Origin of the sequence: Actinosynnema sp. NPDC023794 (assembly GCF_040639675.1) — a bacterium.
Lineage (GTDB): Bacteria > Actinomycetota > Actinomycetes > Mycobacteriales > Pseudonocardiaceae > Actinosynnema > Actinosynnema luteola.
The window spans coordinates 262,774-274,967 of sequence record NZ_JBFAFR010000002.1; the positions used below are offsets into that span (position 1 = coordinate 262,774).

Below are 12,194 nucleotides of genomic sequence, written 5' to 3' on the forward strand. Positions count from 1 at the left end.
CTGCCGCGACGTGCGCCGGCCCGTTCGGCACGAGGGGGTTCGATGCGGTGGTGGTCCTGGGTCGGAGCTGTCCTGTCCGCGGTCCTGGTGGCCGGGGCGGTGCTCCCGGTGGCGGCGCAAGCGGGAGCCACGACGCCCTACGCGTTCGAGGACCGGGCCTACACGCCCGTCACGCCGACGCGGGTCCTCGACACCCGTAGCGGCCTCGGCGCGCCGGCGGCGGCCCCGGTCGGGAGGCAGGGCCGGGTCGACGTGCGGCTGGCGGGGCGCGGCGGGGTGCCCACCTCGGGCGTGGCCGCGGTCGCGATCAACCTGACCGGCACCCAGCCGACCGCCGCCACCCACGTGATCGCCTACCCGGCCGGTGACACCAGGCCGACGGCGAGCAACCTGAACCTGGTCGCCGGCCAGACCGCGCCCAACGCGGTGGTCGTCAAGCTCGGCGCGGACGGCTCGATCAGCCTCCACAACAACGACGGGTCGGTGCACCTGATCGTCGACGTGGTCGGCTGGTTCGCCCACGGCCCCGACTTCACCGCCACCCGGCCCGCGCGCCTGCTCGACACCCGCTCGGGCCTCGGCGCCCCGGCGGGCAAGGTGGGTCCGCGCGGGACCGTCGACCTGGACGTGACCGGTGTGGGCGGTGTGCCCGCGGCGGGTGTCGGCGCGGTGGTGGTCAACCTCACCGGGACGGAGGCGACCGAGGGCACGCACGTCATCGCGCACGCGAAGGGCGCCGCGAGGCCGTCGACCAGCACCCTCAACGTGGTCGCCGGGCAGACCGTGCCGAACCTGGCGGTCGTCGAGGTCGGCGCGGACGGCTCGATCCGCCTCCACAACAACGCGGGCTCGATCCACCTCCTGGCCGACGTGGTCGGCTGGTTCGCGATCGGCGCCGACTACGCCGGCGTCGCGCCGACCCGCCTCTTCGACAGCCGCGCCGATCACCCCGTCCGGGAGGTCGGGGGCACGGACGTCCAGGTCGCCGGTCAGGGCGGGGTGCCCACCGTGGGCGTGGGCGCGGTCGTGCTCAACGTGACCGCGACCGAGGCGAACCGGGGCACCTACGTGACCGCGGGTCCGGTGGAGGAGTCCTTTCCGCAGATCAGCCACGTGAACGTCGAGCCGGGGCAGACCGCGTCGAACATGGTGGTCGTCAAGCTCGGCCCGTCGGGCCTGGTGCACCTGCACACCTGGACGGGCGACGTCCACCTCATCGTCGACGTCGTCGGTTGGCTGTCGGTCGGCGTCACCGCCGCGGTCGACAAGCCGGACGGCACCGAGATCGTCGCGCCCTCACGCGTCACCGCCGTGTCCGGCGCCGATGTCACGCTGACCGGCGCGGCACCCGCCACGGGCGCCGTCGTGTTCGTCGCGCCCGGCTCGGCGAGCACCGGCCGCGGCCTGCTCGGCCGGGTCACCGGCACGACCGCCGGCGACGGCGTCACCACGGTCCACACCCAGCCGGTGATGATCACCGAGGCCTTCCCGTCGGGGCGGGTGACGGGCGCCGTCGACACCCGCTCCCTGATGCCCGACGCCCCGCCGTCACCGGCGAAGGTGCTCGCCGGCCCGTCGCTGGTCGCCGGTCCGGGAGGCCGGGTGCGGGTCACCGCGCAGGACCTCGTCGCGCAGTGCCAGGGGCGCACGGCGGAGGTCGACGCCGACCTGTCGCTCCACGCCCGGGCGCTCGTCCACGCCGAGTGGGGCGCCGACGGCGCCCGGAGCGTGCGGACGGCCTTCGAGCTCGACCTCGACGGCGCGCTCACCGCGGTCGTGGCCGCACCGGCCGCGCCCGCCGCGCCGTGCGGGTTCGAGGTGGGCCCCGACATCCCGCTCGGCACGATCTGGGGCTTCACGCCCACCGTGCGCAACGCGCTGGACTTGCGGTTGTCGGGCGGCGTCCCGGAGACGGTCGACGTCAGCGGGCACGTCCGGGTCGGTGGGCACCACGTGCGCGGCCACGGCGTCGAGTGGCTCGACGAAGGTGACGTGCGGGGCACGCGGACCGCGGCGACCATCGCCGTGGACGGGAGCGTGGAGGTGCTCTTCGCGCCGCGCGGATCCGTGGCCTTCGCCTCGGTCGCCGGCCCGTCGTTCGTCGGCGGCATGTACGCCGACTCGACCACGTCGGTCATCGGCGATCCGTGGTGGTACTCGATCTACGGGGTGGAGGCCGCGGGGGACTTCGACGTCGACGGCTGGTTCCCCGTCGCGTCCGCCGCGCTCCCGGTGTCGCGGGGCCCGTGGACCGACTCCTACAACGCCTACGGGCTCTGGCCGGGACCGCGCATGGTGTCCGGTCCGCTGCGCCCGGCCGTGGTCGGCGCCGCCTACTTCGGGACCGTGGAGCTCAGGATCGGCCAGAACGCGATCGAGGGCGCGAGCGTCGTCGACGGCGACCTCCCACCAGGCCTGATCATGATGCCGTCGACCGGCGTGCTGCGCGGCACCCCCACCACCGCGGGCGACTACGGGTTCACGGTGGAAGCCCGCGACGTCCGGGGGCACCGGGTGCGGGCCTCGTTCACCCTGCCGGTGAACCCGGCGTAGGCGGGCGGTTCCGTAGGGTCGGGTCATGGGCGACTTCGAGGACCGGCTCCGGGCGCGCGTCGAGGACGTGCGGCGGGATCGGAGTCGGTCGCGGCGGCTCGCGGCGGACGTGATGGCCCGGTTGCCCGAGCACCGGGAGGTGTGGCGGGAGCAGGCTCGGGCGTTCGCGCGCGTCGCCGCCGCGATCGGCATGGCGACCAGGCGCGTCTCCGCCGAGCGCCGGTCGAGGAAGCGGTTCGGGATGGCGTGGACGACCTTCGTGGAGCACGATCTGCTGTTCGCCGAAGGCGGCGTCGCGGTCACGGCCGCCGGCGACCTCGTGGAGGTGGAGGGCGGCAAGCCGCTGCCGTTCACCGGTTTCCTGGACGAGGACGGCTTCAGCTACGACACCCTGACCGCCTGCGTGTACCGCGCGGACGACCGGCCGCACGTCGAGGACGTGGTCGGCATCCGCCGCAGCCCTCGCGGGCTCGCCTGCTGCGTCACCACCTCAGGTGAGCTGGTGGTGGTGTGCGACGGCGGCGAGGGCCGGGCGTTGCTGACCTTCGAACGGCGGCTGGCGGAGTCCGTGGCGAAGTGGGCCTAGGGCGCGGCCTCAGCGGTCGTCGAGGCGCTTGGCCTCCTCGGGCGTCGGCGCGGCGCCGCCGAGGTGGGCCGGTTGCCACCACTGGCCCTCGCCCGACTCCGGGTAACGGGCCTGGGCGTCGTCCAGCAGCTCCTGCATCCGCTCGCGCAGCGCGGCGTCCGTGGTCGGCTCGACCGGCTCGCCGACGATGATCCTGATCGGCACGTGCCGCTGGGTCAGCGACTTCGGCCTGCCCTTCGTCCACAGGCGCTGCGTGCCCCACACCGCGGTCGGCAGCAACGGCACACCGGCCTCGGCCGCCAGCCGCACCGCGCCGCTCTTCACGTCCTTGACCGTGAACGACCGGCTGATCGTGGCCTCCGGGAAGATCCCGACGACCTCGCCGGACCGCAGCGCGTCCAACGCCTGCTGGTAGGACGCCTGCCCGGCGGCCCGGTCCACCGGGATGTGGTGCATCCCGCGCATGAGCGGGCCGGACACGCGGTGCTTGAACACCTCGTGCTTGGCCATGAACCGGACCAGCCTGCGCGCGGGCAGCGCGCCGTAACCTGCGAAGATGAAGTCGAGGTAGGAGACGTGGTTCGAGGCCAGCACGGCCCCGCCGGTGGTCGGCACGTGCTCCGCGCCCTCCACGGTGATCCGCATGTCGAGCAGGCGGAACATCAGTTTGGCCGCGGCGATCACCGGCGGGTACACGCGATCTGGCATGAACCCAGCGTACGTTACTCGTCAGTAGTGCGATCGTGTTCGCGCACCACACGTGGAACGCCGGCCAGGTCCTCCTCATTGCACAGCAGCTTGAGGGCGTAGTACGGCGAACCCTTGGTGTCGTCGTAGTCCAGGTGGACCGCGATCACGTCGACCGCTTCACCGAGCCAGTCCTGTGTCTGCCGCAGCCAGGAGGCCGCGCGCTCCAACGCGCTGGGCAGGTCGTCATCGCGGAACTCGACCGGCCGGTAGGGGACCTCCTGGACGGTGTCCCGCTGGTTGGCAGGCATCGGTAGGTCTACCGCCACCCCGCTGTCGTTGAGTTCGAGTTGGATCGTTTCCTCGCTCACGCTCCCAGGGTTCCCCAACGCGAAACGCGCGGCAATAGATGTCGGTCATCGGTGACGTCGTGTCGGCATGTCGGGACTCGTTCGCCGGCGGGCCAGGCTCGACGCGCCGGCTTACCGAGCGACGTCACCCGCGACGCCATCAGACGCTGACCGGCAACTCGGCCAGACCGCTGACCAGCACCTTCCGCCACGCCAGCTCGTCGACCGGTCGGGCTGCCCGAAGCCCCGGGAACCGCCGCAGCAGGACCAGCAGCGCCTCCTGGAGCTCGATGCGCGCCAACTGCGCGCCGAGGCAGAAGTGCGGGCCGATCCCGAGCGCCAGGTGCTGGTTGGGCGTGCGCGCGAGGTCCAACGCGTCCGGGCCGGCGAACGCGCGCGGGTCGCGGTTGGCCGAGCCGATGGACGCCATCACGCCCTCGCCCGCCCGCACGACCACGCCCGCGACCTCCACGTCCTCCAGCGCCACGCGCAGCTGCCCGACCTCGCTGAGCCGGGTGAACCTCATCAGCTCCTCGACCGCGCTCGGCACCAGCCCCGGATCGCCGACCAGCCGTTCCCACTGCGACCGCTCGCGCAGCAGGGTGGCGACGAAGCTCGTGATCTGGTTGGCCGACGTCTCGTGCCCCGCGACCAGCAGGTTCAACGCGAACGCGACCAGCTCGTCGTGCGTCAGCGGCGTCGCGCACAGCTCGTCGAGCAGGTCGTCCGACCTCGGCGCCCGCCGTTTCGCCGCGACCAGGTCGCCCATGTACGCCAGCAGGCTCCCCATCGCCGCCTCGACCCGCGGCTGCTCGGCCATCTCCATGCTGTACGCGAGCTCGATCCACTCGCGGAACCGATCCCGGTCCTCGTAGGGCACGCCCAGCAGCGTGCAGATGACCTGGATCGGCAGCGGCAGCGCGTACACCTGCCGCAGGTCGGCGCCGTCCACGACGTCGTCGGCGAGCCGTTCGCACAGCTCACGGACCCACGGCCGGGTCTGCGAGATCGTCCGGTGCGAGAACGCGCCGGACACGAGCTTGCGCAGCCGGGTGTGCTCGGGCGGGTCCGTGGTCGGCAGGGTGCCGGGCAGCGGCCGGGACACGCCGACCCGGGGCGCGCCCGCCGCCACCACGCCCGCGCGGGAGAACCGGGGGTCGGCCAGCACCAGCTTCACGTCGTCGTAGCGGGTGACCAACCACACCTCGGCGCCCGCGAGCGTGCGGACCCGGACCACCGGCGACTCGTCCCGCAGCCGCGCCCACGTCGGCGAGGGGTCGAAGGCGAAGGCGTCCGCGAAGGGTATGTCGAGGACCTCGTCCGTCATGACCTCGACGCTAGGAGCCGAGGGGAGCGCAGTGCCAGCGCCATCCGGTGCGCTTCGGCAGGTCGTCGAGCGGCACGCGGCCGTTCGCCCACAGCAGCGTCCGAGCCGGGTCGCCGCCGGCCGGCGCCTCGGGGAACATCCGGACCAGCACCTTGCGCGCGAGGTCGGGCGGGATCGCGAACTCGCGCCCGAGACCGCGGGCCGCGTCGTGGGTGTGCACGAGCATCTCGTCGCACCCCATGCCGGCGAACCCCGCCGGGTCCGCCATGCCCCACGGGTGCCAGCCCAGGGCGTTCGCCGGTGTCGCGTCGACCACCGCCGCCAGCACCGACGCGAACGACCGCAGCGTGCGCACCAGGTCGGCCGGGGAGGAGTCGGGCCGCACGCCCACCTCGGCCGTGCTCAGCTCGACGGGTCCGGCGGCGAGGCCCGTGGCGTACCAGAGCAGGCAGTCCGAGACGTGGGCGACGGTCCGCGCGACCGTCCAGTCCATCCCCGGCACGACCGCCGTCCAGTCGCGGTCCACCACGCCCGCCAGGAACGCCGCGCACCGCTCGGCGACCTCCGTCACGTCCCGTCCGTCCACCACTGAAAACTCCCTCGCGTCGAGCCGACCTCGCGGGTGACCATTCCAGACATGTACGACATCCGTCCCGCCGCCCAGGACGACCTGGACGCCGTCCTCGCGCTGGTCCTGCGGTTGCAGGCCGACGACGCGCACCACATCGGCTACCTCGGCGAGACGCTCGGCGACATCTCCGCGGAGCTGGCCGAGTTCGAGCCGGACTGGGCCTCGTGCACCGTGGTCGCCACCGACGACTCGGGCTGGGTCGTCGGCGCGCTCAGCGTCGAGGTCGACGCCGAGTCGGGCCGCGCCTACCTGCACGGGCCGTTCGTCGACGTGCCGGTCAACCACCCGGCGGGCAGCCGGATCTGGGACCAGACCGCCGACGCGCTCTACGCCGCCGCCCTACCGCTGCTCGACGGCGTCACCGACCGCGAGCTGCTCGGCCACACCGGGCACCGGCGGCTGGCGGCGTTCGCCGAACGGCACCGCTTCGCCGCCGCGCGGGCGTGCGGCATCCACGTCCTCGACGGCGACGGCCTGCGCGGCCTGCTGCTGCGCGAGGCCGGTTGCCCGCGCACCGGTCCGGCCCGCGAGATGCGGGTCCTGCCGACCGACCACGCCGTGCACGAGGCGGTGGCCGTGCTGCACGAGCGGTGCTTCCCCAAGACCTACCTGTCCGGGCGAAAGCTCGTGGACGCCGCCCGACGGCACACCGTGGTGGTGGCCATGGACGGCGACCGCGTGCTCGGCTACGCCTCGGGCAAGGCCGAGCCGGGCGAGTTCTACCTGGACTTCGTGGCCGTGGAGCCGGACGTGCGCGGGCAGGGCGTCGGCGCGGCGCTGGTCACCGAGCTGGTGTGGAAGCTGGCGGAGAAGTCCGGGGCACGACCACAGGCCGCCGCCGCGATACTGGCCGGCAACCGCTCCTCCCAACGGCTCTTCGACCGGCTCGGCTTCCGCCTCCACCTCGAACTCGTCGCCTACCGCGCCAACGCCGCCTGAGCCCCGGCTCAGGACGCCTTGGCCGACACCACGTCGCCCTGCACGTCCGGTGGCTGGTAACCCTTGTGCCGCAACGACATCAAGCCGCCCACGAGCAACGTCACCAGCACGCCGAGCACGGTGTACCAGGGATAGGCCAGCGACACGATCTTCTGCGCGGGCGCCGCCGGCGAGAAGTCGATCGCCAGGGTCGCCTCCGGCCCGACGAACTTCACGCCCAGGATCACGAACGCCATCACGACCACCGTGACGACGAACGCGACGATCGCGTCGAGCTCCTTGGCCTTGCGGAACACCAGTCCGAGCAGGAACGCGCCGAGCAGCGCGCCGTAGGTGAACCCGGCGATCGACAGGCCCTGCTCCACGATCGGGTTGCCGCGGCGGGTCAGCGTGGCGAACAGCCCGGCGCACACGATCAGCAGACCGGCCCAGACCACCGTCCAGATCCGACCCTGCTTGAACACCTCCGCCTCGCTCATCGGCCGCCGCACCACGCGCTGCACGATGTCCGTCACGGTCGAGGAGGCCAGCGCGCCCAACGACGACGACAGCGCCGCCGCCAGGATGCCCGCGATCACGAACCCGGACAGGCCCGACGGCATGTCGTTGACGATGAAGTTGGCGAACAGCTCGTCGTTGTTGTTGAGCCCGAGGTCCTTGACCGGGTTGGCCGCCTTGTAGAACGCCCACAGCATCACGCCGATGAACAGGAACAGCGCGAACTGGAGGAACACCACGACACCGCTGGCGATCAACGCCTTCTGCGCCGAGCGCACGTCCTTCGTGGCCATCAGCCGCTGCACGATGAGCTGGTCCGCGCCGTGCGAGGCCATGGACAGCACCGCGCCGCCGATGAACGCGACGACGATCGCGTACGGCGAGGTGAGCGGGCTGGCGTTGAAGTCGAGGATCTGGAACTTGCCCGCGTCGGCCGCGCTGGCGAACCACCCGTCGGGCAGCTTGCCGTTGAGCACCAGGATCACCGCGAACGCGCCGACGACGTACCAGAGCATCTGGATCGCGTCGACCCACACCACGGCCCGCACGCCGCCGAGGAAGCTGTAGACCACCATCGCGATGCCCAGTGCCGCCACGATCACCCAGTACGACACGTCCACGCCGTACGCGACGAGCACGACCTTGATGGGGATGGCGGTGGCGAACAGCCGCAGCCCGTCCGCCAGCAGCCTGGTGACGAGGAACGTCAGCGACGCCGTGCTCTGGATGTTGCGCCCGAACCGCTTGCCGAGGAAGCCGTACGCGGTGATCAGCTCGCCCGCGATGTACTTCGGCAGCAGCACGAACGACACCACGATCCGACCGATCAGGTAGCCGACGGCCAGCGACAGGAACGTCATCGTGCCCAGGTAGGCGACCGTCGGCACGCTCAACACGGTCAGCGTGGACGTCTCCGCCGACACCACCGACACGCACACGACCCACCACGAGATGCGGCGTTCGCTGACGAAGTAGTCGGTGGCGGAGCGCTGGCGCCCGGCGATCCACACGCCCAGCAGCGGCATGCCCACCAGGAACAGCACGATGATGCCGACATCAAGCGCGCGCATGGCCTCTCCCATCCGACTGCCTCTCACGGCGGCCGATCGTCAATCCCGTCACGGCGGTGATCACGGGCTCGGGCAGGCGCAGCGGGTAGCGGCCGGGGGTGATCGACCCCAGCGGACGCGGGCCGGCGGCGCCGGTGGCGGACGGCACGTTCGCGGGCAGACCGTGCCAGGTCAGGAAGCCGAGCAGGGCGGCGAGGTAGGCCTCCTTGCCCGCGGCGGGCAGTCCCAGCTCGTCGCTCGTGCGCAGGTCCACGAGCCGTCCCAACGACTCGACCAGCACGGGGTTGCGCATCCCGCCGCCGGAGCCGATGACGGCGCCCTCGCACTCGGCGGCGATCGTGCGCGCGGTGAGCTCGGTCAGCGTGGCCAGCAAGTCCTCGGCCGGCATGGTCAGGCCTTCGGTGACGCGGTCCAGGTAGGCGCGGTTGAAGTGCTCCTTGCCGGTCGACTTGGGCGCGGGGAGGCCGTAGTAGGGGTCGGCCAGCAGGCGGTCGAGCAGCTCGGCGCGCACTCGGCCGCGGCGGGCGAACTCGCCGTCGGTGTCCTGGTTCCGCAGGCCGCCGGACAGGACGGTCATCGCGGCGTCCATGAGCGCGTTGCCGGGTCCGGTGTCGTAGGCGATCACACCTTCGGGCGAAACCTTGGTGACGTTGGCGATGCCGCCGATGTTCAGCGCGGTGGCCGGTCCGTCGAGATCGGCCAGCCACAGCGCGTCCAGGGTGCTCGCCAACGGCGCGCCGTGGCCGCCCGCGGCGACGTCGCGGACGCGCAGGTCGGAGACCACCGGCAGGCCGGTGGCTTCGGCTATCCACGCGGGTTGGCCGAGCTGGAGCGTGCCGAGGCAGCGGCCGTCCTCGACCCAGTGGTGCACGGTCTGGCCCAGTGACGACACGAGGTCGCCCTCGTACCGGGCGGCGACCTCGGCGAACGCCTGGCCGAGCCGGGTGTCGAGCACGCACAGGTCGGCGGCGCTGGTCGGCGGCCTGCGCAGGTCCTCCGGGAACGGGTGCTCGGCGTGCTCGACCGGGGTCAGCACGACGGTGCGGCCGTCCAGGGACAGGTCGGCGACGGCCACGTCGATGGCGTCCATCGACGTGCCCGAGATGAGCCCGATCACCTTCACGCCCTGTGGTCTATTCCACACTGCACGCTCGCGCAAGAGTGTTCGTTGGAAAGTTGCCTGAAATCAACCTGGTTCGTCGATCGGCAACATACGATGGCGTGCGAGGATTGCGCCGTGTCCACCACGTCCCTGATCTGGATCATCGTCGTCGTCGCGGCACTGCTCGCGGTCGCCCTCGTGACGGGCGTCGTGCTGGCGCGACGCCGGCGGATCAGCCTCACCGAGTCCGAGCAGGACAAGCCGGCCAAGGGCGGTTACCAGGCCGGTGGCGCCATCACGTTCAACGCGCCCGCGCCGCCGGTGGCGGAACCGACCAGACCGGCCGAGCCCGTGGAGCGCGCCGGTGCGTCGCCCGCGCCCGCCCCCACGCCCGCTCCCGCGCCGGTCGAACCCGTCGAGCACCCGGTCGCCGACCGCACCGAGGTCGACGGTCAGCCGGGGGTCGGTGACGACGCGGCCGTGCCGCGCGACTCGGTCAAGCGCGGGTTCGTCGAGGTCGAGCTGCCGGAGGAAGCCTCCGAGATCGAGGAGATCGAGCCGACCTCCGGGCGGTTGGAGCGGCTGCGCGGGCGGCTGTCGCGGTCGCGGTCGACGTTCGGGCAGAGCCTGCTGGGGCTGCTCGGCGCGGGCGACCTGGACGAGGACTCGTGGACGGACATCGAGGACACGCTGTTGATGGCCGACCTCGGTGCGGCGATCACGGACCAGATCGTGACGGCGCTGCGCGAGCAGATCGTGGCGCGTGGCGTGCGCACGTCCGACGACGCGCGGGCGTTGCTGCGGGAGGTGCTGGTCGACGCGCTGCACCCGGAGATGGCCCGCGCGGTGAACGCGTTGCCGCACGCCGACGGCGCGTCCGGGCCGAAGCCCGCCGTGGTGCTGGTGGTGGGCGTGAACGGCGTCGGCAAGACCACGACGACGGGCAAGCTGGCCCGGGTGCTGGTGGCTGACGGCCGCACCGTGCTGCTGGGTGCGGCGGACACCTTCCGCGCGGCGGCGGCGGACCAGTTGGAGACGTGGGGTTCGCGCGTGGGCGCGTCGACGGTCCGCGGGGCCGAGGGCGCGGACCCGGCTTCGGTGGCGTTCGAGGCGGTGAAGCGCGGCGTCAACGACGGTGTGGACACCGTGCTGATCGACACGGCGGGCCGGCTGCACACCAAGACCGGCCTGATGGACGAGCTGGGCAAGGTCAAGCGCGTGGTGGAGAAGCAGGCGGAGGTGGACGAGGTGCTCCTCGTGCTCGACGCCACCACCGGCCAGAACGGCCTGACCCAGGCGCGGGTGTTCGCCGAGGTGGTCGACGTGACCGGCATCGTGCTGACCAAGCTGGACGGCACCGCCAAGGGCGGCATCGTGTTCCAGGTCCAACGCGAGCTGGGCGTGCCCGTCAAGCTCGTCGGCCTCGGCGAAGGCGCCGACCACCTGGCCCCGTTCGAACCGACCGCCTTCGTCGACGCCCTCCTCAACTAACCCCGAGACTCCTACGTTCGCAACGCGAGAGTCCTACGTTCGCGACCCCTGAGTTCAACCCTCAGCCAGACCGCTCGGTCGGTCGAGTGTTGAACTCAGGGCCTCTGAACGTAGGACTCTCGCGTTCTGAACGTAGGACTCTCGAGGCTTGAACGTAGGACTCTCGCGGGGGTCAGGGGTGGGGGTGGGTGGAGAGGCGGGTGGCGGTGGCCAGGACGGCCGGGACGATGCGGGTCAGCGAGTCCTTGGTCAGGCGGCTGTCGGGGCCCGAGACGGAGACGGCGGCGAGGGTCGGGGCGCCGTGCAGCGGAACCGCGACGCAGCGCACGCCCAGTTCCTGCTCGCTCTCGTCCAACGCGTAGCCCTGTTCGGCGATCTGGTCCAGTGACGCCAGGAGCTCGTCGGCGTCGGTGATGGTGTTCGGCGTGTACGCGGGCAGGCCGGTGCGGGACAGCAGTGCCCGCACCTCGTCACGCGGCAGCTGCGACAGCATCGCCTTGCCCACGCCCGTGCCGTGCGGCAGCAGCCGGCGACCCACCTCGGTGAACATCCGCATCGAGTGCCGTGACGGCACCTGCGCCACGTACACCACCTCGTCACCGTCCAGCACGGCCAGGTTCGCGGTCTCCTCCACCTGGTCCACCAACTGCGCCAGCACCGGCCGCGCCCACGTGCCGAACTGCCGCGACGCGCTCTCGCCGAGCCGGATCAGCCGGGACCCGAGCGTGTACCGGCGGTTGCTGTTCTGCCGCACGTACCCCAGCGTGACAAGGGTGCGGATCAGCCGGTGGATGGTCGGCAGCGGCAGGCCGGAGGTGACGGCGAGCTCGGACAGGCTCGCCTCGCCACCCGCGTCGGCCAGGCGTTCCAGCAGGTCGAAGGCGCGTTGGAGCGACTGGACACCGCCCGTGGACTCTCGTGCCACCGACACCACTCCTTCGTTGCCGTTCCGCGTGGTGA

General features: G+C 72.3%; 11 protein-coding genes. 4 read left to right on the top strand and 7 right to left on the bottom strand.

What is annotated here, in order from left to right:
• The first annotated feature begins 42 nt into the window (after positions 1-42).
• The gene (locus tag AB0H12_RS05745; RefSeq protein WP_499621110.1) at positions 43-2,553 is read left to right on the top strand and encodes an Ig domain-containing protein; all 2,511 of its coding nucleotides are present in this window, start codon (positions 43-45) and stop codon (positions 2,551-2,553) included.
• A gap of 25 nt (positions 2,554-2,578) precedes the next feature.
• The gene (locus AB0H12_RS05750) at positions 2,579-3,139 is read left to right on the top strand and encodes a hypothetical protein (RefSeq protein ID WP_499621112.1); all 561 of its coding nucleotides are present in this window, start codon (positions 2,579-2,581) and stop codon (positions 3,137-3,139) included.
• 9 nt (positions 3,140-3,148) lie between these two features.
• Here AB0H12_RS05750 and AB0H12_RS05755 read toward each other — a convergent pair whose 3' ends face one another.
• From AB0H12_RS05755 to AB0H12_RS05770, 4 genes are all read right to left on the bottom strand, one after another.
• Entirely contained in the window at positions 3,149-3,847 is a 699-nt protein-coding gene (locus AB0H12_RS05755) for a lysophospholipid acyltransferase family protein (protein ID WP_230567712.1), read from the bottom strand.
• A 14-nt stretch (positions 3,848-3,861) separates the two neighbouring features.
• Positions 3,862-4,197 (bottom strand): hypothetical protein, encoded by a 336-nt coding sequence (locus AB0H12_RS05760; RefSeq protein WP_053720469.1) that lies wholly within the window; start codon positions 4,195-4,197, stop codon positions 3,862-3,864.
• 139 nt (positions 4,198-4,336) lie between these two features.
• Positions 4,337-5,503 (bottom strand): cytochrome P450, encoded by a 1,167-nt coding sequence (locus AB0H12_RS05765; protein ID WP_499621114.1) that lies wholly within the window; start codon positions 5,501-5,503, stop codon positions 4,337-4,339.
• 10 nt (positions 5,504-5,513) lie between these two features.
• On the bottom strand, positions 5,514-6,092 hold the full coding sequence (locus AB0H12_RS05770; RefSeq protein ID WP_499621116.1) for a maleylpyruvate isomerase family mycothiol-dependent enzyme: 579 nt from the start codon (positions 6,090-6,092) through the stop codon (positions 5,514-5,516).
• Positions 6,093-6,140: 48 nt separating this feature from the next.
• Here AB0H12_RS05770 and AB0H12_RS05775 point away from each other — a divergent pair, with 48 nt between their 5' ends.
• Positions 6,141-7,073 carry a GNAT family N-acetyltransferase gene (locus AB0H12_RS05775; RefSeq protein ID WP_499621117.1) on the top strand — a complete coding sequence of 311 codons (933 nt, stop codon included), beginning with the start codon at positions 6,141-6,143 and terminating at the stop codon, positions 7,071-7,073.
• A gap of 8 nt (positions 7,074-7,081) precedes the next feature.
• On the opposite strand, the gene AB0H12_RS05780 is transcribed toward AB0H12_RS05775, so the two are convergent.
• Both AB0H12_RS05780 and AB0H12_RS05785 read right to left on the bottom strand, forming a co-directional pair.
• Positions 7,082-8,641, bottom strand: a complete 1,560-nt coding sequence (locus AB0H12_RS05780) for a sodium:solute symporter (RefSeq protein ID WP_499621118.1) — start codon at positions 8,639-8,641, stop codon at positions 7,082-7,084.
• Positions 8,628-9,764, bottom strand: coding sequence for an anhydro-N-acetylmuramic acid kinase (locus tag AB0H12_RS05785; RefSeq protein ID WP_499621119.1), 1,137 nt, complete (start codon positions 9,762-9,764; stop codon positions 8,628-8,630). The genes AB0H12_RS05780 and AB0H12_RS05785 overlap by 14 nt, the downstream gene beginning before the upstream one ends.
• 93 nt (positions 9,765-9,857) lie before the next feature.
• Here AB0H12_RS05785 and ftsY point away from each other — a divergent pair, with 93 nt between their 5' ends.
• Complete coding sequence (ftsY, locus tag AB0H12_RS05790; RefSeq protein WP_499621121.1) at positions 9,858-11,234, top strand: signal recognition particle-docking protein FtsY; 1,377 nt, start codon at positions 9,858-9,860, stop codon at positions 11,232-11,234.
• A gap of 172 nt (positions 11,235-11,406) precedes the next feature.
• On the opposite strand, the gene AB0H12_RS05795 is transcribed toward ftsY, so the two are convergent.
• Positions 11,407-12,159 carry an IclR family transcriptional regulator gene (locus AB0H12_RS05795; RefSeq protein WP_499621123.1) on the bottom strand — a complete coding sequence of 251 codons (753 nt, stop codon included), beginning with the start codon at positions 12,157-12,159 and terminating at the stop codon, positions 11,407-11,409.
• Positions 12,160-12,194 lie beyond the last annotated feature (35 nt).

Excerpts from the sequence above, each read along its gene's own strand:
- AB0H12_RS05745 (WP_499621110.1), top strand. The coding sequence starts at position 43 with ATGCGGTGGTGGTCCTGGGTCGGAGCTGTCCTGTCCGCGGTCCTGGTG.
- AB0H12_RS05750 (WP_499621112.1), top strand. The coding sequence starts at position 2,579 with ATGGGCGACTTCGAGGACCGGCTCCGGGCGCGCGTCGAGGACGTGCGG.
- AB0H12_RS05755 (WP_230567712.1), bottom strand. The coding sequence starts at position 3,847 with ATGCCAGATCGCGTGTACCCGCCGGTGATCGCCGCGGCCAAACTGATG.
- AB0H12_RS05765 (WP_499621114.1), bottom strand. The coding sequence starts at position 5,503 with ATGACGGACGAGGTCCTCGACATACCCTTCGCGGACGCCTTCGCCTTC.
- AB0H12_RS05775 (WP_499621117.1), top strand. The coding sequence starts at position 6,141 with ATGTACGACATCCGTCCCGCCGCCCAGGACGACCTGGACGCCGTCCTC.
- AB0H12_RS05780 (WP_499621118.1), bottom strand. The coding sequence starts at position 8,641 with ATGCGCGCGCTTGATGTCGGCATCATCGTGCTGTTCCTGGTGGGCATG.
- ftsY (WP_499621121.1), top strand. The coding sequence starts at position 9,858 with ATGGCGTGCGAGGATTGCGCCGTGTCCACCACGTCCCTGATCTGGATC.